At 71.9% G+C, this 25899-nt stretch carries 18 protein-coding genes; 9 read left to right on the top strand and 9 right to left on the bottom strand.

What is annotated here, in order from left to right; genetic code table 11:
- Window positions 1-183 precede the first annotated feature (183 nt).
- The 4 genes from ACIRJT_RS30525 to ACIRJT_RS30510 form a co-directional block, all read right to left on the bottom strand.
- Window positions 184-699, bottom strand: a complete 516-nt coding sequence (locus ACIRJT_RS30525) for a lytic polysaccharide monooxygenase auxiliary activity family 9 protein (RefSeq protein ID WP_371621713.1) — start codon at window positions 697-699, stop codon at window positions 184-186.
- A 275-nt stretch (window positions 700-974) separates the two neighbouring features.
- Entirely contained in the window at window positions 975-1679 is a 705-nt protein-coding gene (locus ACIRJT_RS30520) for a DUF4230 domain-containing protein (RefSeq protein ID WP_403915407.1), read from the bottom strand.
- 134 nt (window positions 1680-1813) lie between these two features.
- Window positions 1814-2914, bottom strand: a complete 1101-nt coding sequence (locus ACIRJT_RS30515; RefSeq protein ID WP_403915404.1) for a winged helix DNA-binding domain-containing protein — start codon at window positions 2912-2914, stop codon at window positions 1814-1816.
- Between the two features lie 67 nt (window positions 2915-2981).
- On the bottom strand, window positions 2982-3551 hold the full coding sequence (locus tag ACIRJT_RS30510; protein WP_403915402.1) for a DinB family protein: 570 nt from the start codon (window positions 3549-3551) through the stop codon (window positions 2982-2984).
- Window positions 3552-3652: 101 nt separating this feature from the next.
- On the opposite strand from ACIRJT_RS30510, the gene ACIRJT_RS30505 reads away from it, so the two are divergent.
- On the top strand, window positions 3653-4675 hold the full coding sequence (locus ACIRJT_RS30505) for a helix-turn-helix transcriptional regulator (RefSeq protein ID WP_403915399.1): 1023 nt from the start codon (window positions 3653-3655) through the stop codon (window positions 4673-4675).
- On the opposite strand, the gene ACIRJT_RS30500 is transcribed toward ACIRJT_RS30505, so the two are convergent.
- Together ACIRJT_RS30500 and ACIRJT_RS30495 are read right to left on the bottom strand one after the other, a co-directional pair.
- Window positions 4648-5445 (bottom strand): DUF4389 domain-containing protein, encoded by a 798-nt coding sequence (locus tag ACIRJT_RS30500; protein WP_403915396.1) that lies wholly within the window; start codon window positions 5443-5445, stop codon window positions 4648-4650. The two genes, ACIRJT_RS30505 and ACIRJT_RS30500, sit on opposite strands and share 28 nt — an antisense overlap.
- A 111-nt stretch (window positions 5446-5556) precedes the next feature.
- Window positions 5557-6369 (bottom strand): VanZ family protein, encoded by an 813-nt coding sequence (locus tag ACIRJT_RS30495; RefSeq protein ID WP_403915393.1) that lies wholly within the window; start codon window positions 6367-6369, stop codon window positions 5557-5559.
- Window positions 6370-6468: 99 nt separating this feature from the next.
- On the opposite strand from ACIRJT_RS30495, the gene ACIRJT_RS30490 reads away from it, so the two are divergent.
- Window positions 6469-6969, top strand: coding sequence for a tetratricopeptide repeat protein (locus ACIRJT_RS30490; protein ID WP_403915390.1), 501 nt, complete (start codon window positions 6469-6471; stop codon window positions 6967-6969).
- 377 nt (window positions 6970-7346) lie between these two features.
- Here ACIRJT_RS30490 and ACIRJT_RS30485 read toward each other — a convergent pair whose 3' ends face one another.
- Together ACIRJT_RS30485 and rpmG are read right to left on the bottom strand one after the other, a co-directional pair.
- The gene (locus ACIRJT_RS30485) at window positions 7347-7607 is read right to left on the bottom strand and encodes a type B 50S ribosomal protein L31 (RefSeq protein WP_371621721.1); all 261 of its coding nucleotides are present in this window, start codon (window positions 7605-7607) and stop codon (window positions 7347-7349) included.
- A 69-nt stretch (window positions 7608-7676) separates the two neighbouring features.
- Window positions 7677-7841, bottom strand: coding sequence for a 50S ribosomal protein L33 (gene rpmG / locus ACIRJT_RS30480; protein WP_044369837.1), 165 nt, complete (start codon window positions 7839-7841; stop codon window positions 7677-7679).
- Between the two features lie 310 nt (window positions 7842-8151).
- On the opposite strand from rpmG, the gene ACIRJT_RS30475 reads away from it, so the two are divergent.
- Window positions 8152-9579, top strand: coding sequence for a PP2C family protein-serine/threonine phosphatase (locus ACIRJT_RS30475; protein WP_403915387.1), 1428 nt, complete (start codon window positions 8152-8154; stop codon window positions 9577-9579).
- Between the two features lie 77 nt (window positions 9580-9656).
- Here ACIRJT_RS30475 and ACIRJT_RS30470 read toward each other — a convergent pair whose 3' ends face one another.
- Complete coding sequence (locus ACIRJT_RS30470) at window positions 9657-11150, bottom strand: hypothetical protein (RefSeq protein ID WP_403915385.1); 1494 nt, start codon at window positions 11148-11150, stop codon at window positions 9657-9659.
- A 231-nt stretch (window positions 11151-11381) separates the two neighbouring features.
- On the opposite strand from ACIRJT_RS30470, the gene ACIRJT_RS30465 reads away from it, so the two are divergent.
- The 6 genes from ACIRJT_RS30465 (at window position 11382) to ACIRJT_RS30440 (ending at window position 25870) form a co-directional block, all read left to right on the top strand.
- Complete coding sequence (locus tag ACIRJT_RS30465) at window positions 11382-12518, top strand: aminoglycoside phosphotransferase family protein (RefSeq protein WP_403915383.1); 1137 nt, start codon at window positions 11382-11384, stop codon at window positions 12516-12518.
- Window positions 12519-13131: 613 nt separating this feature from the next.
- Entirely contained in the window at window positions 13132-13806 is a 675-nt protein-coding gene (locus ACIRJT_RS30460) for a transglycosylase SLT domain-containing protein (protein WP_403915380.1), read from the top strand.
- A 193-nt stretch (window positions 13807-13999) separates the two neighbouring features.
- Complete coding sequence (locus ACIRJT_RS30455; RefSeq protein ID WP_403915378.1) at window positions 14000-16213, top strand: germacradienol/geosmin synthase; 2214 nt, start codon at window positions 14000-14002, stop codon at window positions 16211-16213.
- A 391-nt stretch (window positions 16214-16604) separates the two neighbouring features.
- Entirely contained in the window at window positions 16605-23798 is a 7194-nt protein-coding gene (locus ACIRJT_RS30450; protein ID WP_403915375.1) for an amino acid adenylation domain-containing protein, read from the top strand.
- 1 nt (window position 23799) lies between these two features.
- The gene (locus ACIRJT_RS30445; RefSeq protein ID WP_403915372.1) at window positions 23800-25002 is read left to right on the top strand and encodes an FAD-dependent monooxygenase; all 1203 of its coding nucleotides are present in this window, start codon (window positions 23800-23802) and stop codon (window positions 25000-25002) included.
- Window positions 24989-25870: an SDR family oxidoreductase gene (locus ACIRJT_RS30440; RefSeq protein ID WP_403915369.1), complete on the top strand. Its 882-nt coding sequence runs from the start codon at window positions 24989-24991 to the stop codon at window positions 25868-25870. The genes ACIRJT_RS30445 and ACIRJT_RS30440 overlap by 14 nt, the downstream gene beginning before the upstream one ends.
- Window positions 25871-25899 lie beyond the last annotated feature (29 nt).

The raw sequence follows: 25899 nt of genomic DNA, 5'->3' as shown, positions 1-25899 counted from the left end.
CAGGAGTCCCCTCGGGCACTGATGATCAATCAGGACAGCTGACGTAGGGTAACCGCTCAACTACCTGAGGCTTTCGCGCCATGCCGCTTTCCGGCCACCGCGGACAGCACCGCGCCCCGGCCGCGACGATGCGCGACCGGGGCGTGATGGACGGAGGGCCGTGGAGCCCGACCGACGCGGCGCCTAGCTGACGTTGACGTCGATGCAGGCGTAGAAGGCGTTCGGGGTGTCCGCGACGTTCCAGACGGCGAGCACCTTCTGCTTGCCGGTCTTGTTGCCGAAGTCGACCTGGTGCGTCACTGTCGCGCCGGGTTGCGCGCCGCCGTCGTCGAATTCGGCGATCTTCTGGCCGCCGACGAAGTACTGCCAGGTGCTGGTCGAGTGGCGTGCGGTGAGCTTCCACTGGAACTGCTGGGAACGGTTCACCGGGGTGACCGACCAGCCCTTGGAGTCGTCGTCCAGCTCGGCGAAGCCGCTGTTACCGCCGCTGCAGCTGGTGAGCCCCTTGGGGCCCTCGACGCTCTGCGGTTCGTACGTGATCGCACCGCAGCTGACCGTGCCCGCGGCACACTGCGCCTGCCTGCTCGGCGGGTTGGAGATGTAGCCGTGGGCACTGGCGGAGCTCGCCGGAAGGCTCAGGGCGAGGACCGGGGCGAGCATGGCGCCGACGGCGAGTGCGGTCTTCCTCTTCGTGTGCATGTTTCTCCTTCACATGAGACCGCACCGCGCGGTGGCGGGCCGTGGGGGGCCCGGCTTCGACGGCGAGGCCTCGCGAGTGTGGGGCCAACGAGGCGCGAAGGGCTGCAAGTCCCTTACCGGACAAGCCTGATGCCAGGTGTCCGGAAAGGCCTTGCACTTGGACTAGACCATACCCACGGACGCGTTCACGTCAAGGGCGATGGAGGGAGGGCGGGCCGCCGCTCCGAGCCGCGCGGGCGGCACGCGCATCCCACGCGGCCGCCCGTGCGACGCGATCATCCCTGGTCGTCGCCGTATCGGACCGTGACGCGCTCGAAGCCGAGGGAGCCGAGCAGCCCCTTCAGCATGTCGGCGGTGTTCTTCTCCGCGCGGGCGGTCAGTTCGCTCTCCTCCGCCGCTTCCGAGATGTGGTGGACGGCGAGCTTGTTGACCGCCTGCTCACTGCCGGGATTGTCGGAGAAGAGGTCGCCCAGCCGGTCGAGGAGACCGCGCTGTTTGGACACCGCGTAGGACCGGTCGGGATCGAGGGCCGGCTTGCCCAGCACCGCGTGCGGCAGGCGGAGTTCGGCGGTGGTGCGGTCCTCGTTCACCACGACGCCGCTCCCGGTGACCTTGCCCAGGTCGACGGAGGCGCCGACCGTGCCCGCACCGACGAACAGCGTGCGGGTGCCACGCAGGGCGTCGGGAACGAATTTCGCGTCCTTCTCCAGATCGACGACGACCTGGAAGTTGCCCGAGGCGGCCTCGTACGCGCTCATGTCCTGGATCGACTTGAGCACGGCGGGGCCCGAGCGGTCGTGGGTCTCCTCGCCGAAGAGGTCGTCGAATCCCGGCAGCAGGCTGAGTCGGCTGCCGGCGAACAGCAGCACCAGCACGGCCGCGGTGGCCCCGAGGACCATCGGCCACTTGCGGGAGCGGCGCGTGTCGCGCTTTCTGTCGCCGTGCGGCGCGGGCTCTGTGGTTACGTCGCTGGACGTCATGTTCACCGTGTGACCCGCGACCGGTGGTTTCAGTCCGGCTGCTCCCGAATCCGGAAGGAACTACCCTACAAAATAGGCCTGTTCCGGTACGGCCGGGCAGACGCGAGGGCGTCTGCCCGGCCGTACCGGTCCGCTCAGCCCGGCGCGGCGGCCACCCGTACGCGATCGCTCCCGCCGTCGGTCAGGAACGACGCCAGCTCCCTCCCCTGGTCGGCCACCGCGTCGCGGTCGGCCCGGGAGAACGCGTGCAGGGGTTCCACCGTGAGGGCCTCGTCGGTGACGCGCCAGGTGGCAGCCACCCGGCCGTCGACCAGCACGACGCGTTCGCCGGCGACCGAGAGGCCGCGGTGGGCGTCGTCGATGATCCGGCCGCGCTCCTGATAGCCGAGGATCGCGTTGTCGAAGGCCGGCAGGAACCGCACCGGGGCGGGAGTGTCCGGGTCCGGGCGCGGCGCGTCGGGCAGGTCGAGCAGCTCCCGTCCCCGCTCGTCGCGGAAGCCGACCAGCTCGTCGCGTGCGGCGGCCACCGCGCCGGGCAGTCCGGCCAGCCCGGACCAGGCGCGCAGGTCGGCCGTCGCGGCGGGTCCGTGGGCGGCCAGATAGCGCCGGACCAGCGCCCGGCCGACCGGGTCGGCGCCGTCGGGGGCGGGCGGGTCCACCGGGCGCCCCAGCCAGGAGGAGAGGGCGACGTTGCGCACCCCGCCCTTCGCCCGCCACAGCCCTCGGGGCGGCGCCTGCGCCATCGGGACGAGAGCGGCGACCACCACCTCGCCCAGGGGGCGGGGCCCCGGGCCGGGCCAGCGCCCGGCGAGCGCGGCCACGATCTCGGCCGCGGTACGGGGTTCGCCGTCGGCCATCAGCTCCCGGGCGTCCGCGGCGAGTGCGTCGAGGTCGACCTCTCCCAGCTCGTCGCGGTAGACCCCGAGCACGCGTTGGCGCAGCATCGCGTCGTGGCGGGCCCGCCAGGCGAGGACGTCGTCGGCGGTGACGAGGTGGACCGTACGTCGCATCAGATGGGTGCGCACCACACTCCGCCGGGTCAGCAGGTCCGAGAGGACCGCCGGATCGAAGGCGGTCAGCCGGGACCAGAGCCCGACGAAGGGCTCCTGCGGCTCCTGCGCCTGGAGGCCGCAGAGGTGGGCCACGGCGTCCACGACCGGCAGATCGTTCCGGTCGAGCAGCAACTGGCGGGCCAGCATGGCGCGGTTGAGCGCCCGGTTGTCGAGGACGGTCACCGTGTGGTCTCTCCTTCTCGGTCGCCTGTCGTCGGATTCCGCGCGTCCTCGCGCGATGCGCCGGTGGTCAGGTCGCCCGCCGCCCGTCGAGCGTCTCGCGCAGGATATTCGCGTGCCCGGCGTGCTGGGCCGTCTCGGTGAGGACGTGGCTCAGCACCCGCCGCACGCTCCACTCGCCGCCGGGTTCGTTCCAGGGCGCCTCGGGGAGCGGGTGCGTCGCCGAGAGGTCGGGGACCGCGAGGATGATCCTCTCGCTGCGGGCGGCGACCTGCGCGTAGGCGCCGAGGACCCCGGCCGTCGTCTCGCCGGGCAGCATCCGGAACTCCTTCTCCCGTTCGATCGCCCACTGCGGGAACTCAGCGGCGGTGCCGGCCGCCAGATCGTCCCAGGTGACTCCTTCGGGCAGGTCGAAGGGCATCGCGGACGGCCCCTCGGTCACGAAGTTCAGCCAGCCCTCCTCCATGGCCGTGACGTGCTTCACGAGGCCGCCCAGGCACAGTGCGCTGACGGTCGGGCGCTCACCGGCCTGCTCGTCGCCGAGGCCCTCGACCGAGCGGATCAGGGCGGTCCGCGCGTCTGCGAGGGCGGCGAGCAGGTCGGTGCGCTCGGCGTCGGGGGAGGTGGAGTCCGTGGTCATGGTGATCGGGTCCCTTCCGGTGTTCCTGTCGTGCGCTACGGGTCGAACCCTCGCAAGGGAAGAGGCCAGGGTGTGGCCGCTTCCCGGGTCATACTGGCGTCATGCCGAAGACTTCAGCGCGACTGCTGGCGCTGCTCTCCCTGCTCCAGGCGCGCCGGGACTGGCCGGGTCCGTTGCTGGCCGAGCGGTTGGAGGTCAGCCCGCGCACGGTGCGGCGTGACGTCGACCGGCTGCGGGAGCTGGGCTATCCCATCGCGGCGTTCAAGGGGCCCGACGGCGGATACCGGCTGGACGCGGGCGCGCGGTTGCCGCCGTTGCTGTTCGACGACGACCAGGCCGTCGCGCTCGCCGTCGCACTGCGGACCGCCGCCGCGACGGGCGCCGGGATCGGGGAGGCCGCCGCCCGGGCGCTCACCACCGTCCGGCAGGTCATGCCCGACCGGCTGCGCCACCGCGTCGACGCGCTGCGGGTCACCGCCGTCGAACGCACGGGAGGCCCGCCGAGGCCGCAGGCCGATCCGCGGGTGCTCGTGGCGCTGAGCGCTGCCGTGCACGCCCGCGAGGTGCTGCGCTTCGACCACTCCCCCGCGTACGCGCCGGACGCCGTCGATGCCCCGCCCGCCGTGCGGCGGGTGGAGCCGCACCGCCTGGTCACCTGGGGCGGGCGGTGGTATCTCGTCGCCTGGGACCTGGATCGCGACGACTGGCGGACCTTCCGCGCGGACCGGATCGCCCCGCGCACTCCCACGGGCCCCCGGTTCACGCCGCGCGAGGTGCCCGGAGGCGATGTGGCCGCCTTCGTCGCCGCCCGGTTCCAGGGCTCCGACGCCCCGGGCGCGTGGCCCTGCCGCGGCGAGGTGATCCTCGACGCGCCGGCCTCCGCGATGGCCGGCCATGTCCGCGACGGGGTCGTGGAGGAGTACGGCCCGGACCGCTGCCGCGTGGTCCTGGGCGCCTGGTCGTGGCCGGGCCTCGCCGCCGAACTCGGCAGGTTCGACGCGGGCATCGAGGTCGTCGGACCCGACGACCTCAGGGACGCGTTCGCCCTTCTGGCCCGCCGATTCGCCGACGCGGCGGGTACGGGACCCGGCGGCCCTCAGGAACCCACGAGACGCATTGCGTAGGTGTCGTCGATGTCGTCGGACGTCGACGCCGTCACGGACGAGGCGATGTGGCCCGCCAGGCCCAGCACGAGGAACAGCACCACGAGCCACTTGGCGGCGCTGCTCAGGACCAGCGGGCGGGTGGCGGAGCGCGACCGCTCCGGGGCCACGGCGAGGTCGTCGTCGCCGAACAGCCCCTTGGGGTAGGCGGGGGTGAGCATCATGACGTACGCGGAGAACCGCATCCGGTAGCGCAGGGTGGCCGCCGTCGCCTCGAACAGAGGCCGGGGCATCCGGCCGAGGCACAGCGTGATCAGCCACCAGACGAGGGCCAGCGCCCACCACCCGTACACGGCGAGGCTCTGCATGATCGCCGCCGGGATCATCAGGAAGACGCGGAACAGCACCGCGAGGCGGTTGAGCGGGGTGGGCCGCACCTCGATCCGCACCGGGTAGTCGGCAGGCGGGGTCAGGGCGAACGGCGGGTAGCGGTCGATGAGCAGCATGTCGCTGGCCGAGACGCGCATGTCGTAGCCGAGGACACCGGTCAGGAAGCGGAAGACGGGGTCGGGCAGCCGCCCCAGCACCAGGGCCGCGAACCAGCCGACGATCACGGTGAAGAACGCCGCGATGTGAAGGACGAACAGCACGATGAAGTGCGGGACGAGCAGCAGGAGTCGGAAGAACACGGTAAGCCGCCGCTGGCGTGCCGGTTCGACGATGTCCAGGACGGGCCGGAACTCGTCCGCGTCCGGCTCCGTGCGACCCGGGCTCCACTGGCCTTCGGCCATGTCGCTCCTCCTCGGCAGGGGATCCGTACGGCATCCGCGCGCAGGACGTGTCCCCACCGTGCGTCCGCTCCGGGCCGCCCGCAAACGGCCCGGCCCGAACGGGTGCCCGGCTCAGCGCCCGCGGAGCCGGCCGAGCAGGCCGCGGACGGCGCCGGATCCCGCGGTGTTCCGGCCGCCGCTCGCCGGGCCGTCGGGCTTCCCTGTGCGAGAGCCGCGCTTCTTCGCCGGGGTCGCGGCCGTCGGCTTCGGCCGGGCCCGCTGTCCGGCCTCGGTACGGGCGGCCTTCGTGGTAGCGGTCGCCGTGCGGGAGTCCTTCGTACGCGATTCCTTCGTACGGGCGATCCTCGTGCGGAAGTCCTTCGTGCGGCCGGTCGGCCTCGGTGTGCTCTGCGGCTCTGCCGCGGGCTCCTCCGCCGTCGGGCCCGGTGAGCCCGTGTCGTCGGTGTAGGTGTAGTAGCGGTGGCTGATCCGGCGGCCCAGCACGAAGTACCCGAGCAGCGCGCCCGCCGTGTTGAGGATGACGTCGTCGATGTCGAAGGCGCGCCCCTCGACCAGGGCCCCCTGGATCAGTTCGACGACGACCATGGCGAGGGCGGTCAGCAGCGTCGTCCGGATCATGCGGAGGCGCCGTGGCACGAAGAACGGCAGCAGGAGTCCGAACGGCACGCCGAGCAGCAGGTTTCCGCCCGCCTGTTTGCACGCGGCGAGGAAGGTGTAGTCCTCGGCGTACTGGCGCAGCGAGCGCCCGGGGCGGAGATTCGAGGTGACGAGGTCCTCGGAGGCCGGTGAGGGCGTGAGCGTCACCTTGGCCAGGAGGACGGAGAACGCCACCAGTCCCAACAGCACCACCGTCAGGACCGCCCCGCGCACCAGCACACGTACCCATGTCCCCTGGCGTGTACGGGGATTCGCCTCTGCTGTCATGGCCGACGGATGCCCCGGCCCGGTCGGAACACACGCCTTACCGGCCCCTTGGAGCGAAATTCCCCGCGGCGTCCACGCCCGCCTGCGACGATGTGCGGCATGAGCGCACGTAAGAAGAGGGACTTGCTGGACGAGGCCGGCCGGCTGCGTAAGGAGGGCCGGCCCGAGGAGGCGCGCGAGCGGCTTCTCGCCCTGACCGCCGAGCACCCCGACGACGCGGAGGTGGCCTACCGGACGGCGTGGATCCATGACGTGCTGGGCCTCGAGTCGGAGGCGGTGCCCTACTACGAGCGCGCTCTGGCCAATCCGGAGCTGGCCGCGGAGGACCGGCGCGGGGCGCTCCTGGGACTGGGCAGTACGTACCGCACCCTCGGGCGGTACGGGCAGGCGGTGGAGACGCTGCGCCGGGGCGTCGAGGAGTTCCCGGACGACGGCTCGTTCCGGACGTTCCTGGCGATGGCCCTGTACAACACCGACGAGCACCATGAGGCGATGCGCCTGTTGCTGGAGTTGACGGCCGCGACCAGCCAGGACCCGTACGTCCAGCAGTACCGACGGGCGATCGAGCACTACGCGAAGGACCTCGACGAGATCGAGTGACCCGTGCCGGGGGGGCGGGCGGGGGCGGGCGCTGCTCCCGCCGTTCGCCGTCCCCGGCGCGGCGGGCGCGTGTTCGTCCTCCTGTGCGGCGCTCGCGGCGCCGGGCAGGGGGAAGCCCCGGCCGGATCGGGGGAATCCAGCCGGGGCGGCTCACGTGCGGGGGTGAAGGGCGGTCGCCTCTCGGCGGAGGGCTCCACGGGGCTTCGGCGTTGCGGTCTTCCCCGTGGGCTACAGGTGAGGCCCGGGGACTCCGTCCCCCTCACTCCCACGTATAGATGAACGATAAACCATCCTGGGCCGTTCCCGGGAGCCCGACCCCACGGATGTGATCCATGGCACGGACTCCCGTGGCGTCCTCCAGCTCGGAGTTCGCCCGGTCAGCTAGCGGGCGTCTCGCCGGTGCCGTAACGGCGCCGGAACCGCTCGACGCGACCCGCCGTGTCGAGCACCTGGCCCCCGCCGGTGTAGAACGGATGGCTCGCCGACGAGGTCTCCACGTCGATGACGGGATAGGTGTTGCCGTCCTCCCACGCCACTCGCTCGCCGGAGTCGGCGGTCGAGCGGGTCAGGAAGGCGACGTCGGCCGCACGGTCACGGAAGACCACGGGACGGGAGACGGGGTGGATTCGGGACTTCATCGATGCGCTCCTTCCTCACCGCCGCACGGACAGCGGTGACGTGCATAGGGGCGGGCCTCTTCCGGGCGGTCAGCGGACCTCACGGAACAGGACGTGCCGTCCGACGGCGGAGTCGAACTTGCGGAGCTCCAGCCGGTCGGGGTCGTTGCGGCGGTTCTTGCGTGTCACATAACTCCGGCCCGTACCGACGGTGGACCGGAGGGTGACGACCGGCCTGGTCTCACTGCGTGCCATGGCGCCTCCCGACACCTCTGCCGACCCCGCTCTCATATCGAGAATGGGATTCGTTTTCGTTCTGGTGAGCTAACGCGCGCCATCCCCTCGGCATTCCCACCCCGCCCCACCCTCCGAAGCGTGTGGTCAACTACCCTTGACCGTAAGCTTGTTCGGATCGCCGCCACCCCCGGAGAGCCGCTGGCATATGCCAGACGCAAGAACGCATCGAGTGTTGCCAAATCCCTTACGGCCCGCCCGACCCTGTGCGACAGTCGGGAGCGGTCCACCCTTCAGAACCGGCTAGGCCGCGCCCGTATCGGAGTACGAGATGCCGTCCCCTCTCTTCGCGGACCGCCCCGCACCACAGCTGCCCGCGCCCGAAGCCGTCGACGCCCTGATCCACCGGACGCGCCGGCTGCGCGGGGACGTGGACGCCGTGCGGCGGGAAGCCGTCGTGTTCGACGAGGACGACCCCCAGCTGCGCTGGCAGCGCGCTCTGTGCGAGCTTGCCGTGCAGCACCTGGACAACCTCGACGAGCATCTGGGGCAGCTCCGGGCGGGTCTGCCGGACCGGAGCCCCGACGAAGCCCCCAGGGCTGTCGCGGTCCCGGACGACCCGAGGGCCGGTTCCCTGCTGAACCGGGTGGGCAGCGCCGAGTGGAACCTCCTCAGCGACGAGTCCAGCTGGTCCGAGGAGCTGTACGAGATCTTCGGCAGGCCGCCCGGGTCCACGCCCCTCTCCCTGGACGACCTGCCGTCCGTGCTACTGCCCGAGGACCAGCCGGTGCTGACCGCCATGGTGACGGGCTGCCTCGTCGACGGCCGGCCGATGGACGGCGAGTTCCGTATCGTCCGGCCCGACGGCCGCACACGCACCCTGCACATGACCGGCGAGCCGGTCCTCGACGCCGAGGGCTGCACCGCCTCCATGTGGGCGGTCCTGCGGGACGTCAGCGAGCTGCGGCGCAGCGAGCAGGCCGTGAGCAGAAGCCGCGCGTCGGTGCGGCGCGAGGAGCACATCGAGCGCACCGAGCACCGCATGGCCGTGGAGTTCCAGGAGACCGTCCTGCCCCCGTGGCGCGGATCGCTGCGGCTCCCGACGCAGGGCCCCGGAGCCCTGGACATCGCCGCGCACTACCTCCCTTCCGAGTCGAGCGGCCTCATCGGCGGCGACTGGTACGACGCCATGGAACTGCCGGACGGGCGCACCCTCCTCACCGTCGGCGACCTCACCGGGCACGGCGTCCCCGCCACCTCGGCGATGGCGATGATGCTGGGAGCGCTGCGTGGCATGGCCGTCGCCGGCATCGAGCCGGGCGCGCTGATGGGGCACCTCAACCAGGTGCTCGAAACATCGGTACAGCCCGCGCTGGGCAGCGCCCTGTGCTGCCGCTTCGACCCCGGTACCTCCGTTCTGTCCTGGGCGCAGGCCGGACACCCCGCACCGCTGCTCTTCCGCCACGGTTCGGGACGGCTCCTGCCCCCGCCGGACGGGATGCTGCTCGGTGCCGCGTCCAACGTCGTCTTCGAGCAGGACGAGGTGCGGCTGTGTCCGGGTGACGTGCTCGTTCTGCACACCGACGGCCTGGCACGACGCGGCGACCGGGGTGCGGGCCCGGAGGCGCTGCTCGCCCTCGCCCCTCGGTTCGCAGAGGCCCGGACGGCACAGGAGTGCGTCCGGAGCGTCGTCGAGGAGTTCGGCGGTACCGAGCGCCTGGACGACGCGTGCGTGCTGGTCGCCCGCATCGGGGCGTGAGGAAGCGCGGACGTGTCAGGGCGGGAGTGAGGGCGGACGTGTCAGGGCGTGGGTGAGCGCGAAGTGGCGCTGCCGGGTCAGATGCGCGTGCCCTTGGCCTTCTTCTGGCTCGGCGGCATCGACAGCTCGATCTCCTCGCGCAGATCCTGGATCCCCGCGTATCCGGCGAACTGACCGGTGAGCCGGTACATTTCGCGGAGCCGGTCCCAGGTGCGGTGCGAGGAGGTCTCCCCCATCGACACCAGCGCGAGCCGGGCGTACCGGTCGGCCTGTTCGGGGTCGTTGGCGATGAAGCAGGCCGAGGCCAGCGAGATGTAGTCGAAGATCTTCGACCGCCGGCGATCCTTGTCCCGCAGCTCCAGCGCCTGCTTGGCATGGCGCTGGGCGATGATCGCGGCCCCCTGGTCGTGCTCGGCCAGAGTGCGGAAGGCCAGAGCCTGCATCCCGTGCATATCGGCCTCGTCGAACATCTGCATCCAACTGGGCTGCGGCACATCGCTCTTGTCCGAGGTGAAGAGCTCCTCGGCTTCGCCGAGGGTGCGCCGCATGGCCTGCCCGCGCCCCATCGACGCCTGTGCCCAGGCCTCGATGGTGCGCAGCATCGCCTGCGTACGGGGCAGGGTCTCGTCGCCGGATCCGGACTTGGCGAGCTTCATCAGGTCGAGTGCGTCGTCGGGGCGGCCCAGGTGCACCATCTGGCGTGCCGCCCGGGAGAGCGCCTCTCCGGCGCGCGGCCGGTCGCCGCCCTCGCGGGCCGCGTGGGCGGCGATGACGAAGTACTTCTGGGCGGTGGGTTCGAGGCCGACGTCGTGCGACATCCAGCCCGCCAGGACGGCGAGGTTGGCCGCGACGCCCCACAGGCGGCGCTGGAGATGGTCGGGGTGGCGGTAGGCGAGCATGCCGCCCACCTCGTTGAGCTGGCCCACGACCGCTTTGCGCTGGAGTCCGCCGCCCCGGGACGCGTCCCAGGCGCGGAACACCTCGACCGAATGCTCCAGGGCCTCGATCTCCTCGGAGCCGACCGGTGCGGCCTCGTACCGGTCGAGACCAACGGGATCGGCGTGCAGGGGATCGTTGGCGCGTGGAGCGTCGGCCGCCGGAGCGGGATCGCTGTGCAGCCAGTCGCGCATGGGGCCGGCGATGGTTGAGCCGGCGGTGAGCGCGGCACCCGCACCCACCACCAAGCCACGTCGGTTGAGCATGAGGTCCATTCCCGTGAATTCGGTGAGGACCGCTGCCGTCCGCTCGGGCGCCCACGGCAATTGATCGGGATCGTGTTCCGTCCCGGAGTCACGCCGCTTCCCCACACGCCCGCGTCGGCCGAACCCGAGGTCCTCGATGGTCACGACACGGCCGAGCCGCTCGGTGAACAGAGCCGCCAGCACTCCGGGCACGGGATCACGGGGGGACTCCCCCATGTCGATCCAGCGCCTGACACGCGAGGTGTCGGTGGCCAGCTGCGGATGGCCCATGGCCGCCGCCTGCCGGTTCACCATTCTCGCGAGTTCGCCCTTGGACCAGCCGGCCAGGCCGAACAGGTCGGAAAGACGGGTGTTGGGTTCTCCGGTCACTTCAAGCCCCCAGGTTCTCGGCTGACTTGACACTAACCCCCTGTCAGATGCGCTGTGACTATTCGCCAGGGTTCGCCAGGGTCCGCCAGATGGTCTGCCACCCGCGGTCCGGTGTCAGGTAGGAAAGCGCCACCCCGCCCGGCAGCCCTAGGTACTCCCCAGGGTGCCGAACGGCCGTCGGCCGGGTTGGCGCACGTATCTTGTCGGCGCACGAAGGGATCTGTCTCGCCCATGTACACAGCATCGTCCTCCGTGTCCGCCCCGCCCCGTCCGCTCCGCCCGATGGGCGCGGGCGGCGGGCCCTATCTCGCTCCTCACGCCGCCGCACCGGCGCAGGGTCCGGGCCGGGCCCGACGGGCCGCGGGACCGGGCGCCGGACCGCTCAGCGGAAGGATCGACCTGTCCGGGCCCCAGGGCGCGCAGGTGCGGATGGCCATCGCCTCCGTGCAGCGCATCTGCCCCGAGTTCAACCCGGTCCAGGTACTGCGCCGCAGCGGCCGTTCGGTCCTGATCGTCGGAACCACGGGGCGGGCCACCGCCGTCGCGAAGTGTTTACTGGACCACTCGCCGGCGTGGACTGAGCGGTTCCGGCACGAAATAGCGGCATACCGCGCGTTCGTCCGGCACCGCCCCCCGGTTCGGGTGCCCCGGCTGATCGCGGCGGATCCGGAGAACTGCACGCTGGTGATCGAGCGGATGCCCGGCCGGGTCGCCGCCCTCACCCGGCACCCGGCGGAGGCGCCGCCGCGGGCCGACATCCGGGCCGCGCTCGGAGCGATCGCCCGGGTGAACGCCTGGCGGCCGCCGCCCGGTCTGTTCGAGGCGCCGCTCGACTACGCGTCGCGGATCGCGCGTTACCACGAACTCGGCCTGTTCACCGACCGTGACCTCGGCGACCTGCAGAAGCTGCTGCACGGTCTGGCCCACGCGGGCGGCAGGCAGGGTACGGGGCAGTTCTGCCACGGGGACGCCCTGCTCTCCAACATCCTGCTGTCGCCGACCGGGCCGGTGCTCGTCGACTGGGAGCACGCGGGCTGGTATCTCCCGGGGTACGACCTGGCGACGTTGTGGGCGGTGCTGGGCGACGCCCCGGTGTCGCGCCGCCAGATCAGCCAGTTGGCCCAGGCCAGGGGGCCGGCCGCGCGGGACGCGTTCCTGGTGAACCTGATGCTGGTGCTGACCCGGGAGATCCGCAATTACGAGACGGCGGTCCAGCGCACCATGCGCGAGGCGCCCGCGGTGGGGGCGGGGGCCGACCGGCCCGGCGCGCTCTCCTCGGGCGAGGAGCAGCGGCTGCTGCTGCGGAGGCTGCACGACGACTGCGCCATGGCGCGACGGGCCGTGCGGGCCGCGGTCGGCACACGCTGAGACCGGACGAGGAAGCGGCGGGGATACGGCCCGCCTGCCGAGATCCACAGTGACCGGACCACTGTGAAGAAGAAGCGCGCTGCGGGACCGGTGCCGACACACCGGTCCCGCAGCGCGCTGTTGTGCGTTCCGGGCCTGTCCGCCGCCTCCCGGCAGAGCTGACGCCGACGCTCCGGGAGGGAATCGCCCTACGCTCCGGGGCGGAGTGGCCCGATGCTCCGGGACGGAGTCGCCCGATGCTTACGGCGGCCACCAGAGCCCTTCCGGGCCGCACCTCCCCGTGACCGGGCGTTGACCCTGTGCCGCCCCGGGGCCCCTCGCGGGTGAGGCCCGCCACGAGACCCACGTCACCTACGACCTCCGGTAGTAGGCGTGGGCCCTCCCATCCGGCGTAACGAACCGCCCATATGGCTCATAAATTGGCATCTCACGATGAAGAGTAGTAAATGCGGTCATTGCTTCCTATGTCGGTGCCCGCTAACCATGGATCCCGGCAAGCACCGAGTCCGAACCGGCGTCGACCGCACACCGGCGAACGCGGCCCGGACATTGCGGTTCCTGCCGACGCGGCGCGAAGGCCGCGAAGCCCGTCCCCCATAGGAAGAGCTCACGCATGCCCCGCATCTCCACCCTGCGCATCACCCGCTCGCACAAGATCGCCACCGCCGTGCTCGTCGCGGCCGGTTCCGTCAGCGCCATAGCCGCCACCGGCGGCCCGAGCGAAGCGCAGACCACGGCGACCCGGTCCTCCGTCTCCGTGGAGCCGGTCGCCGCCGCAGGCATCCCCACGGCGAAGGACGCGGCGGCCAAGAAGGCCGCTCAGGAGACCGCCGCCAAGGAAGCCGCCGCGAAGAAGGCCGCGGCGGCCCGCAAGGCGACAGCGGAGAAGGACGCCGCGGAGGCGCGTTCCGAGAAGCAGGCCGCCAACCGCTCCACCGAGCGCAAGGCATCCGCGCCCAAGAAGTTCGCGAACAACCTCGACGGCTGGATCCGCGAGTCGCTCGACATCATGGAGAAGAAGAACATCCCCGGCTCCTACGAGGGGCTGCACCGCAACATCATGCGCGAGTCCAGCGGCAACCCGAACGCCGTCAACGACTGGGACATCAACGCGCAGAACGGCATTCCCTCCAAGGGTCTCCTCCAGGTGATCCAGCCCACCTTCGACACCTACCACGTCAAGGGCACCCCGAAGAAGCTCACCGACCCGGTCGCCAACATCACCGCCGCCGCCAACTACGCCGCGGACCGGTACGGCTCGATCGACAACGTCGACTCCGCCTACTGAGCGACCGGCTACTGAGCGACCGGCTACCGAACGACCGACATCCGAACGACGGCCTCTCGAGCACGCACCAACGCCGCGATTATGTGACTAATCGCCGCCGTGCGTGCTCCGTATGGCCGAAGGGTAGTGCTGCGCGGACACCACCGGTCCGCGCGTTTCCCCGCGCGGAGGCTTCTGGAAAGGCCTGACGCACATGGCACAGCCCTTCTCACTGCCGGACTTCTATGTTCCGTATCCGGCGCGGCTCAACCCTCATGTGGAAGTGGCACGCACGCACACCAGGGCGTGGGCCCGCTCCATGAGGATGCTGGAGGGATCCGGCATCTGGGAGGAGAAGGACCTGGAGGCGCACGACTACGCCCTCCTGTGCGCCTACACGCACCCCGACTGCTCGGCCGAGGCCCTCTCTCTGGTCACCGACTGGTACGTGTGGGTCTTCTTCTTCGACGACCACTTCCTGGAACTGTTCAAGCGCACGCCCGACCGGGAGGGCGGCAAGCGGTATCTCGACCGTCTCCCGGCCTTCATGCCGATGGAGCGCGGCGCCCCGACGCCGGAGCCCGAGAACCCCGTCGAGGCGGGGCTCGCCGATCTGTGGGCGCGCACGGTCCCCTCGATGTCGGACGCCTGGCGGGCCCGTTTCGCGGAGGCGACGGAGAACCTCCTCAACGAGTCCCTGTGGGAGCTCGCGAACATCCACGAGGGCCGCATCGCGAACCCCGTCGAGTACATCGAGATGCGCCGCAAAGTGGGCGGCGCGCCATGGTCCGCGGGGCTGGTGGAGTACGCGGCGAACGCCGAGGTGCCCGCGTCGGTCGCCGACGCCCGCCCGCTGCGGGTGCTGCGGGACGCGTTCTCCGACGGGGTGCATCTGCGCAACGACCTCTTCTCCTACCAGCGTGAGGTGGAGGACGAGGGGGAGAACAGCAACGGCGTTCTGGTGCTGGAGAAGTTCCTCGGCTGCTCCACGCAGGAGGCCGCCGAGGCGGTCAACGACCTGCTGACCTCGCGGCTCCAGCAGTTCGAGAACACCGCGCTGACCGAACTCGGCCCGCTCTGCGCCGGCAAGGGCCTGGACCCGGCCGAGGCCGCCGCCGTGCTGGCGTACGTCAAGGGGCTCCAGGACTGGCAGTCCGGCGGCCACGAGTGGCACATGCGCTCCAGCCGCTACACGAACGGCGGCGGCGCGGGCGTGGCAACGGCCGGCTTCGGGATGTCCGCCGCCTCCATCAGGTTCACGCTCCGCTCCGAGACCGCGCGGGCCCGCAGCCAGAGCCATGTGCCGTACCAGCACGTGGGACCCTCGCTGCTGCCGGACTTCGACCTGCCGTTCGGGACGACGCTGAGCCCGCACCTGGAGGGAGCCCGGGTCAGGATCGTCGACTGGGCGCGGCGGATGGGCATCCTGGAGGCCCAGCCGGGCGTGCCGGGTTCGCACATCTGGGACGAACGGCGGATCGTCGCGATCGACCTGCCGCTGTGCGCGGCGGGCCTGGATCCGGACGCGACCCCGGACGAACTGGACCTGTCCTCGGGGTGGCTGGCCTGGGGTACGTACGGCGACGACTGGTTCCCGGTGGTGCACGGGCGGGCCCGGGACCTGGCGGGGGCACGGCTGGCCAACGAGCGGCTTTCGCTGTTCATGCCGCTGGACGCCGAGGGGACACCGGAGCCGGTGAACGCGTTGGAGCGGAGTCTGGGCGATCTGTGGCGCAGGACGGCCGCTCCGATGGATCCGAGCGGACGGCGCGCCTTCCGGACGGCGATCGAGTCGATGACCGAGAGCTGGCTGTGGGAGCTGGCGAACCAGGCGCAGAACCGTATCCCCGATCCGGTGGACTACGTGGAGATGCGTCGGGCGACGTTCGGTTCGGACCTGACGATGAGCCTGTGCCGGCTCGGGCACGGCAGGAAGGTTCCCGACGAGGTCTACCGCAGTGGTCCGATGCGTTCCCTGGAGAACGCGGCGGCGGACTACGCGTGCCTGATGAACGACCTGTTCTCGTACCAGAAGGAGATCGAGTACGAGGGCGAGGTCCACAACGGCGTCCTGGTCGTGCAGAACTTCTTCGGCGTGGACTATCCGACGGGCGTAGCGATCGTGCACGACCTGATGAACTCGCGGCTGCGCCAGTTCCTGCATGTCGCCGAGGTCGAACTTCCCGTGCTGTACGACGACTTCGGCCTGGACGCCGAGGCGCGGGAGGTTCTGGCGGGTTATGTGCAGGAGCTCAAGCACTGGATCGCGGGGATCTTGATCTGGCACCGGGGCTGTCGGCGCTACCGCGAGGAGGACCTGCGACAGGGCAACGACACCCCCTGGCATCTGAGCGGCCCCACGGGTCTGGGCACCTCGGCGGCGCAGGTGACCCGGATGATGGCCGAACTGGCAGGCAGCAGGGTGTAGAGCTTCTCTTCCGTCCCGGACGGAGTGTCGCGGGAGACCCGGCTTCCGGGAATGCGGCCCGTCGTGAGAACTTCACGGCGGGCCGTGGCCGTATTCCTGCGCTCCTCGATCACCACGACCGAAGGCCACTCTTCCCCGCCCTTGTGTTTCCTCCCGTGACATACATGGCGAGAATCATGAAGCGGGCGTGAACAGTTCCATCGCAACGGCCCTTGTTCTCCCCTTGGTTCCGCCGTTGTCGCTGCTCACACGAGTAGCACTCGGCTCGGCCCCGGGAGCGCACCGACCCCTACCTATTCGAGTAGTGGTTTCGCCGATCACCGGATGCCTATCGTTCCGGACGAATCGACCTGAGCGATGCGCACCGGAGTGCCGACGAATGGGAGAACCCGTGAGTACGCACCGTGAGATTTCTCTGACGTCCTACCAGAAAGACATCTGGGCCGCCGAATCCAGGACGCCGGGCGACCCGCAGTTCAATGTGGTCCAGCATGAACGGCTGACCGGTCCCGTGGACACGAACGCGCTGCGCGAGGCGCTGACCCGGACCCTCCGCGGCCACGAGGCCTTCGGGCTCCGGTTCGGTGAGCGGGAAGGGATACCGTTCCAGTGGTCCGGTGATGCCGGGTCGTGGCCCGACGTATGGGTGCCGGACGAGGACCTGTCGGCCGAGAGCGACCCGGCGGCGGCCGTCACCGCCCGGCTGGAGAGCTTCCTCGCCGAGCCGTTCACCGTTCAGGACTCCCCGCTCGTCTCCGCCCTGGTGGTCCGGGAGAGCGCGGGAACGGTCCACCTGGCGCTGAAGGCCCATCATCTCGTCGTCGACGGCTGGGCCCTGAACGTGGTGAGCGGTCAGATGTGGGAGGCGTACGCCCGGGGCGGCGCGGACGGGGCCCCGCTCCCCCACAGCGTGGTGGTGGAGGCCGACGCCGCCTACCGGGAATCGGCGTCCCACGGGCGCGACCTCGCCTTCCACCGCGACGCCCACCGGGACACCGTCCCCGCGCTCTTCCCGCGCTCCGCGGCTGCCGAGGCCCTAGCCGGACCGGGTCGGGCGCGATACGGGTTCCGCGTGGACGCGTCGCTGGTGGACCGAATACGGGACGGCGGCGGCTCGCCCTTCGGCCACGTCGCCGCCGCGTTCGCCACGTACTTCGCCCGGGTGCACCGCAGCGAGCAGATCGTGCTCGGTGTGCCGTTCCTCAACCGGCAGGACGAGCGGACGCGCTCCGTCGTCGGGCAGTTCGCCAACAGTCTGCCGCTGCGGGTGGATCTCACCCCGGACGCGTCCCTGCCCGATCTCGCCGAGCAGGTCAGGACGAGAACCGCGGAACTGCGCGACCACGAGCGTCTCGCACTGGGCGAGGTGCTGCGCACGGTCGGGGAGCTGCCCGGCGGTGCGCGCCGGCTCTTCGACATCACCCTGTCGTACGTACGGTTCCCGGCCGTCGAGGTCCCCGCGGGGATCACGCGCGTGGCGTCCATCCTGGCGCCCGTGCATCGCGGGGACGCACTCGCGGTGACGGTCCACGCCGACGAGGGCGACGGCTCGCTGCGGGTGGCCCTCGACTACGCGCTGGACGTCTTCGACGAGGACCTCCCCGTCACGGGCGTGGTTGAGGGGCTGCGCCGGCTGCTGGAGGGCGCGGCGAAGACCCCTGAGCTGCCCGCCTCCGCCCTCCCCCTGACCGACGACGCGGAACGGGCGGAACTGGTGCGGGCGGCGCGCGGGCCGGACGTCCCCCACCCGGCGGACCGGACGCTGCACGGGCTTTTCGAGGAGCAGGCCGCGGCGAACCCCGGCCGTACGGCGGTCGTGGACGACGCCACCGGGGAGCGGATCGACTTCGCGACGCTCGACGCGCGGGCCAATCAGGTCGCCCGCGCCCTCCGGGCCAGGGGCGTGGGCCCGGACGACCGGGTGGCCGTGGCCCTGCGGCGCGGTCCCGACCTGCTGGCCGCGCTCCTCGGCGTCCTCAAGGCGGGCGGCGCGTACGTTCCGGTCGACCCGGGATACCCGCAGGAGCGGATCGCCTTTCTGCTCCGGGACAGCCGGGCGGGCGTCGTCCTGACGTCCGGCGAGCCGCTGCCGACGGCCGTGGACCCGGCCGTACCGGTGCTGACCGTACGGGACCTGCTGCGTGGGCCGTCCGGTCCGCTGCCGCCGACCGCCGGGCCGCGCCACCTCGCGTACGTCATCTACACCTCCGGTTCGACGGGCCGCCCCAAGGGCGTCATGGTCGAGCACCGCTCGGTGGTCAACCGGCTGGCCTGGATGCAGGGCCGCTATCCGATCGGGGAGGGCGACGTCCTGCTCCAGAAGACGCCGATCTCCTTCGACGTGTCGGTGTGGGAGCTGTTCTGGTGGGCGGTCGAGGGGGCGTCCCTGGCGCTGCTGCCGGTCGACGGAGAGAAGGACCCCCGGGACATCCTGCGGACCGTGCGGGAGCGGCGGGTCACCGCCCTGCACTTCGTGCCGTCGATGCTCGGCCCCTTCCTCGATCTGCTGGAGGAGAACCCCGCCCTGCGCGCCGACGCCGCCTCGCTGCGCCGGGTCTTCTGCAGTGGGGAGGCGCTGCCGGCAGCCCGGGTGGACCAGTTCCACCGGGTCTTCGGCCCGCACTCCGCCGGCTCCGGTCCACTGCTGGTCAACCTGTACGGGCCGACCGAGGCGGCCGTGGACGTCTCCTTCCAGGATCTGCCCGGAGCGCCGGACGGGACGCCGCAGGTCCGGGTCCCGATCGGCCGTCCCGTCGACAACACCCAGCTCTACGTCCTCGATCCGGCCGGGAACCAGCAGCCCCCCGGGCTGCCGGGTGAGCTGTGCATCGGCGGGGTGCAGGTGGCCCGCGGCTATCTGGGCCGCGAGGAGCTGACCACCGAGCGGTTCACCGCCGACCCGTTCTCCGGCGAGGGCCGGCTCTACCGCACGGGCGACCTGGCGCGGCTGCTGGCCGACGGGACGCTGGAGTACCTGGGGCGGATCGACGGGCAGGTCAAGATCCGCGGCAACCGGGTGGAGCCGGGCGAGGTGCAGAGCGCGCTGGCCGCCGTGGACGGCGTCCGCGACGCGGTCGTCGTGGACCGCCTCTCCTCCGCCCGGGGCACCTACCTGGTCGGCTACTACGTCTGCGATGTCGCCCTGGACGACGCCGCGCTGAGGTCGGCTCTGGCCGCGACGCTGCCCGGGTTCATGGTCCCCGCGCACTTCGTGAGGATCAACGCCGTCCCGCTCACCCCGAACGGCAAGGCCGACCGGCGCGCGCTGCCCGAACCGGCGGCGGAGGCCGGCTCACCGCGCACCGCGACCGCTCCGCGCAACGGCACCGAGCGGCTGCTGGCCCAGGTGTGGGCCGGGCTGCTGGACGTCGGCGACGTGGGGATCCACGACAACTACTACGCGCTCGGCGGCGATTCGATACTGATGCTGCGGGTGCGGGCCGCCGCCGAGAAGCTCGGGCTGCACTTCTCGCTCACCGACCTGATCCGCAACCCGACGGTCGCGGAGCTGGCCGCGGTGGTGACCGAGGGGCCCGCCGCTCCGGCGGAGAGCGGGTACGAGCCGTTCGCCCTGGTCTCCCGGGTCGATGTGGCCCGGCTCGAAGGCACGCCCGGCATCGAGGACGCGCAGCCGCTCTCCCGCCTCCAGCTCGGCCTGATCTACCACAGCCGCGCCGAGGAGGCGTCCGCCGTCTACCGCGACGTCTTCCAGTACTCGCTGAGCCTCCCCTGGCAGGAAGGGCCGTTCCGCTCCGCCTTCGACCGGTCGGTGGCCCGCCATCCGGCGCTGCGCTCCTCCTTCGACCTCGGCCGGTTCTCCGAGCCGCTGCAACTGGTCCACGAGGAGGCGGAGCGCGGGCTCTCCGTCCGGGATCTGCGGGGGCTGCGGCCGGAGGCGGCGCGCGAGGAGATCGCGGCGTACGTCGCCGAGCGGCGCTACCACCCGTACGTCTTCACCGACGCCCCGCTCTACCACTTCCGCGCCCATCTCCTGCCGGACAGCGTGGAGTTGGTCCTCAACTTCCACCACGCACTGCTGGACGGCGGCAGTGTGGCCAACGTGGTCGGCGAGCTGCTCCAGGACTATCTGCACGCGGTCGGGGCCGGGATCGGACCGGTGCCCGGCGGCCGGCTGCCGTCCGCGGCCGGGCACGTGGCGGCCGAGCGCGCGGCGCTGGAGTCCGTGGAGAGCCGGACGTACTGGTCGCGGTATCTGGCGGGTTCCGTCCTCCCGCAGTTCGACGGCTTCCGGCCGCACGCGGCACCCGGCAGCGAGGAGCTCATCACCCGCCGGATCGACCTCCCTCACGAACTCGCTTCTTCTCTACGGGCGTTCGCGCGGGAGCACGCGCTGCCCGTCAAGTCGGTGCTGTTCGCGGCGCACTGCCTGACCCTGGGTCTGTTCACCGGCACCACCGACGTCACGACAGGGCTCGTCACCCACGGCCGGCCCGACACGGACGGCGCCGAACGCATCGTGGGCCTGTTCCTCAACACCCTGCCGGTGCGCCTGGCCACCGACCGGGAGAGCCTCCTCGACGTGGCCCGCGAAACGTTTCGGCAGGAGCAGCTCAGCCACCCGCACCGGCGCTACCCGCTCAGCGCCGTCCAGGAGGAACTGGGCACCACGGTGCTGGACACCGCGTTCAACTACATCCACTTCCGGCAGCTCGCCCCGGTCCTGTCGCTCCCCGGTGTGCGGATGGACGCCTTCCACGCCTGGGAGGAGACCAACTTCGCCCTGCTCGTCAACGCGGTGGCCGATCCGGCGGACGGCCACCTCTGGCTGCGGATGGACTTCCGCGGCAGCGTCTTCACCCCGGACCAGGCGGCGCTGTACGCGGAGCGCTTCGGCACGTTCCTCGGCGCTCTCGCACACCACCCCGAGGAACCGCCGCACGCCGCGCTGCGGGCCGGCGTCCCGGACCTGGCGCCCGCGCCGACCGGGCCCGCCACCGTGCCGGTGGACGTGGTCACCGCCGTACGGGAGCGGGTGGAGCAGACCCCGGACGCGGTCGCGCTGGTCTTCGCCGAGGAGCGCTGGACGTACGCCGACCTCGGGCGGGCGTCCGACCGGGTGGCGCGCGGGCTGCTGGCCCTGGGCGCGGCTCCCGGTGACAGTGTCGGCATCGCCATGGACCGCTCCCCCGAGGCCGTCGCCGTGATCCTGGGCGTACTGAAGGCGGGGGCCGCCGCGCTGCCGCTGGACACCGACTACCCGCGGGAGCGGCTCACGGCGATGCTGGAGCAGGCCCGGCCGCTGCGGGTGGTCGCGCAGCGGACGCGGAGCGAGCTGCTGCCGGACGGTGTGCCCGTCCTCCTGGCGGAGGACGCCCTCGCCGGGCCGGACGGCGGTGGGCCGCTGCCCGCCGTGACGCCGGACAGCACGGCCTACGTCCTCTTCACCTCCGGCTCGACGGGCCGGCCCAAGGGCGTGGCGATGCCGCACCGCTCGCTGGCCCAGCTGATCGCCTGGCAGAACGGCGTTCCCAGCGGGGCGGTCGGCGGGACGACCGTGCAGTACGCGCCGCTGAGCTTCGACGTCTCCTTCCAGGAGATCTTCTCCACGCTCTGCGGGGGCGGCACCCTGCTGCTGCTCTCCGGCACCGAGCGACGCGATCTGCCCGCGCTGCTGCGGCTGTTGGACCGGGAGAGGGTGCAGCGGATGTATCTGCCCTATGTCGCCCTCCAGCAACTGGCCGAGACGGCCACCACGCTCGGCGTCTTCCCCCGCGCACTCACCACGCTGATCTCCTCCGGCGAGCAGTTGCGTGTCACCCCGGATATCCGGCGGCTCTGCGCGGCGCTGCCCGGGGTGCTGCTGGAGAACCAGTACGGCCCCACCGAGTCGCATGTGGTGACGAGTTTCACGATGACGGGCGACCCCGCGTCGTGGCCGCCGCTGCCGCCGATCGGGACGGCGGTGACGGGCTCGGAGGTGCTGGTCCTCGACGCGAGGATGCGGCCGGTCCCGGCGGGCGTCAAGGGGGAGATCCACCTCGGCGGCACCTGCTTGGCCGACGGCTACCTCCATCAACCGGAGCTGACCGGCGAGCGGTTCGTCTCCCACCCCGACGGCACGCCGGGCCGCCGCCTCTACCGCACGGGGGACCTCGGTGTCGTCCTGCCGGACGGTTCGGTGGTCTGCCTCGGGCGCGCCGACGCGCAGGTCAAGGTGCGCGGCTTCCGGGTGGAGCCGGCCGAGGTGGAGCTCGCCGTGGGCCGGTTCGGCGCCGATCACCCCGGACTCGCCGACGTGGCGGTGGTCGCGCGGCGGCGCGAGGGCAACGACTCCTTCCTCGCGGCGTTCCTCGTCGGTGAGCGCGAGCACACCGATCTGGGTCAGCTCGGCAAGCAACTGCGCACCGTCCTGCCGGAGTACATGCTGCCCTCGCACTACGAGTGGCTGCCCGGGCTGCCGCTCACCCCCAGCGGCAAGCGCGACGACGCGGCGCTGCGCCGCATCCCGCTGACCGCGGGACGGGCGGGCGACGACACGCCGCCACGCGACGCGTACGAGCAAGCGCTGGCCGATCTCCTCGGCGAGCTGCTCCAGCTGCCGGTGCCGGGGGTCCACGACAACATCTTCGATCTGGGCGGCACCTCGCTGACGGCGATGCGGCTGGTGATGCTCATCGAGCAGCGGTACGGAGTGAGCATCCCGCTCTCGGAGTTCATCTCCGCACCCACCGTGGCGCAGCTCGCCGACCGGCTGCGGGCGGGCGGCGTGAGCGCGGCGTTCGACCCGCTGGTGCCGATCCGTCCCGGCGGCGACCGGCGCCCCGCGTTCTTCGTCCACCCGATGGGCGGCAACGTCCTGTGCTACGTCCGCTTCGCCAAGCACCTCCCGGACGACCAGCCGCTGTTCGCGCTCCAGGCGGTCGGGGTCGACGCGGGGACCGAGCCGCTGCGCAGCGTGGAGGAGATCGCCGGCGGATACGTCGAGGCCATCCGGCGGGTTCAGCCCGAGGGTCCGTACGTCATCGGCGGCTGGTCCTTCGGCGGGTTCGTCGCCTTCGAGATGGCACGCCAACTGCGGCGGGAGGGACAGGAGATAGCGCGCCTCGTGCTGCTGGACACCACCGCGCTCAACCCCGGCCGACGGCTGACCACCGACGACGACGCCCTGTTGGGCTGGTTCTTCTGGGAGCTGCTGTGGCTCCAGCGTGGCGGGGACTCCCCCCTGGAGGCCATCCCGTCCGGGCTGGGGACGCTGGAGGAGAAGTTCGACTTCATCGCCCGGCTCGCCGTCGACGAGGGTGTGCTGCCGGCGGGCAGCACGGGAGCGGTGGTGCGGCGTCTCTTCCATGTGTACGAGGCCAACTGGCGGGCGGCCTTCGCCTACCGGCCGGAGCCGGTCGACCAGGACATGGTGCTGGTGCACGCCTCCGAGCCGCTGCCCGAGGTCCTGGACTCGATGCACACGGCCATCGAGTCCCTGCACCGGGACCCGGCGAACGGCTGGCGGGAGCGGACCAGCGGCGAACTGAAGGTCATCGACGTGCCCGGCGACCACCTCACCATCATGGAGGAGCCCCATGTGGCCCACCTCGCCCGGGTCGTCACCGAACTGATCGGAGAGTGACATGACGCAAGCACGCCGCAAGGCGATCGTGATCGGTGCGGGCATCGGCGGCCTGACGGCCGCGGTGGCCCTGCGCAGGGCCGGACTCGACGTGGAGGTGTACGAGCGGGCCGCCGAGCTGGGCACCGCCGGCTCGGGGCTCTCCGTCATGAGCAACGCGCTGGCCGCCCTGGACTCCGCCGGAATCGATCTCGGTCTGGAGAAGCGCGGCCAGGTCCTGGAGTCGTACCACGTCAGGACCGCTCGGGGGCGGCTGATCCGGGAGTTCCCGTTACCCGAGATCATCGGGCGGCTCGGGGTGCCGAGCGTTCTGATCACCCGTTCCGCGCTCCAGGCCGCCCTGCTGGAGGCGGCCGGGTCCATTCCCATCGTGCTGGGGGCGCAGGCCGACCGGTTCGACCCGGACCGGCCCGGGGGCGGGGTGCGCGTGCACTTCACCGACGGCACCCGGGCGGACGGCGACCTCCTCGTCGGTGCGGACGGCTTCAACTCCGCCGTCCGACGCCAGCTCACCGGCCCGGACGAACCGTCCCGGGACAGCGGCTACATCTGCTGGCTGGCTCTCGTTCCGTTCGAGCACCCGAACTTCACCCGGGGCTCGGTCACCCATTTCTGGGGCAGCGGGCAGCGGTTCGGCCTGGTCGACATGGGCGGCGGCACCCTCTACTGGTGGGGCACGAAGAACATGCCCCCCGAGGAGTCGAACAACTGGCAGGGGTCCAAGGCGGAGGTGCGACGCGCCTTCTCCGGGTGGGCCGAGGAGGTGCAGGAGGCCATCGCGCGGACGCCCGAGGAGTCGATCCTGGCCGTCCCCTCGCGCGACCGGGCCTTCCTGGAGCGCTGGGGCCGGGGCCCGGTGACCCTGCTGGGCGACGCGGCCCACCCCATGCTGACCAGCCTGGGGCAGGGTTCCTGCATGGCGATCGAGGACGCCGTCGTCCTGGCCCGCCACCTGGCCGGGGCCTTGGACAGCACGGTCGCGCTGCGCCGGTACGAGGACGAGCGCCGCGAGCGCACCCGGGGCATCGTCGCCGCCTCCCGGTCCATCAGCACCTTCGAGCAGTCGGTGAATCCGGTCCGGCGACCGGTCAGGGACGCCTACTTCAGGTTCCTGCCCACCGGGCGGCTCACCGCTGTGCTGGAGGGCGCGCTGACCTTCCCCCGCGCCTCTTCCGTATCGGAGGACATCCATGGCGGCCGGTAGGAAGCCCTCCCCCGCACCGGACGGACGGGCCGTGCTGGTCACCGGCGCCTCGTCGGGTCTGGGCGAGGCGTGCGCGCTGCGGCTGGAGCGGGCCGGGTTCCGTGTCTTCGCCGGCGTACGGAAGGAGGCGGACGGTGAGGCGCTGGCCGGGCGGTCGACGCACGGCCGGATCACCGCGGTCCGCGTCGATGTCACCGACCGGGCCTCGATCGCCTCGGCGGCACGGGAGATCGCCTCCCTGAGGGGTGGCCGACCGCTGTGGGGGCTGGTCAACAACGCGGGGATCTGCGTCTCGGGGCCGCTGGAGTGTGTCGACCCCGAACAGCTGCGGCAGCAGCTCGACACCAATGTGGTGGGTCAGCTCGCGGTCACCCAGGCGTTCCTGCCGGACCTGCGGCGCAGCCGGGGGCGGATCGTCAACGTGACCTCGGGCCTGGGCAGCGTCGCGCTGCCCTACCTGGGCGCCTACGCCGCCGCGCAGTTCGCCAAGGAGGCCCTGACCGATGTGCTGCGCCGGGAGCTCCGGCCCCAGCGCATCGGGGTGAGTGTGGTGCAGCCGGGCGCGATCATGACGCCGATCTGGAGCAAGGTGTCGGCGGGCGGCGAGGCGGCGCTGGCCGGCGTGGAGGAGTCGGTGGCGGAGCTGTACCGGGTGCCGTTCCTGCGGTTCCTGCGGCAGAACGAGGCGGGGGCCGCGGCCGCCGGAACACGGCCCGGGGACTTCGCCGCGGCGGTGGTGAAGGCCCTCACCGCGGCGCGGCCGCGGGCCCGCTACCGGGTCGGGGACGACGCGCGGCGGGCCGGGGTGCTGGCCCGGGTGCTGCCGGATCCGGTGCTGGACCGCTATCTCCGGCCGCTCACGGACTGACCGGCCGCCTGCCGGGTCGGCCGGGCCGT

The sequence above is a fragment of the Streptomyces sp. NPDC102283 genome, assembly GCF_044766265.1.
Lineage (GTDB): Bacteria > Actinomycetota > Actinomycetes > Streptomycetales > Streptomycetaceae > Streptomyces.
This window is presented reverse-complemented; position numbering and strand designations above follow the sequence as displayed.

Coding starts and splice junctions, on each gene's coding strand:
- ACIRJT_RS30525 (WP_371621713.1), bottom strand. CDS start 699: ATGCACACGAAGAGGAAGACCGCACTCGCCGTCGGCGCCATGCTCGCC.
- ACIRJT_RS30520 (WP_403915407.1), bottom strand. CDS start 1,679: ATGACGTCCAGCGACGTAACCACAGAGCCCGCGCCGCACGGCGACAGA.
- ACIRJT_RS30510 (WP_403915402.1), bottom strand. CDS start 3,551: ATGACCACGGACTCCACCTCCCCCGACGCCGAGCGCACCGACCTGCTC.
- ACIRJT_RS30505 (WP_403915399.1), top strand. CDS start 3,653: ATGCCGAAGACTTCAGCGCGACTGCTGGCGCTGCTCTCCCTGCTCCAG.
- ACIRJT_RS30500 (WP_403915396.1), bottom strand. CDS start 5,445: ATGGCCGAAGGCCAGTGGAGCCCGGGTCGCACGGAGCCGGACGCGGAC.
- ACIRJT_RS30495 (WP_403915393.1), bottom strand. CDS start 6,369: ATGACAGCAGAGGCGAATCCCCGTACACGCCAGGGGACATGGGTACGT.
- ACIRJT_RS30490 (WP_403915390.1), top strand. CDS start 6,469: ATGAGCGCACGTAAGAAGAGGGACTTGCTGGACGAGGCCGGCCGGCTG.
- ACIRJT_RS30485 (WP_371621721.1), bottom strand. CDS start 7,607: ATGAAGTCCCGAATCCACCCCGTCTCCCGTCCCGTGGTCTTCCGTGAC.
- rpmG (WP_044369837.1), bottom strand. CDS start 7,841: ATGGCACGCAGTGAGACCAGGCCGGTCGTCACCCTCCGGTCCACCGTC.
- ACIRJT_RS30475 (WP_403915387.1), top strand. CDS start 8,152: ATGCCGTCCCCTCTCTTCGCGGACCGCCCCGCACCACAGCTGCCCGCG.
- ACIRJT_RS30465 (WP_403915383.1), top strand. CDS start 11,382: ATGTACACAGCATCGTCCTCCGTGTCCGCCCCGCCCCGTCCGCTCCGC.
- ACIRJT_RS30460 (WP_403915380.1), top strand. CDS start 13,132: ATGCCCCGCATCTCCACCCTGCGCATCACCCGCTCGCACAAGATCGCC.
- ACIRJT_RS30455 (WP_403915378.1), top strand. CDS start 14,000: ATGGCACAGCCCTTCTCACTGCCGGACTTCTATGTTCCGTATCCGGCG.
- ACIRJT_RS30445 (WP_403915372.1), top strand. CDS start 23,800: ATGACGCAAGCACGCCGCAAGGCGATCGTGATCGGTGCGGGCATCGGC.
- ACIRJT_RS30440 (WP_403915369.1), top strand. CDS start 24,989: ATGGCGGCCGGTAGGAAGCCCTCCCCCGCACCGGACGGACGGGCCGTG.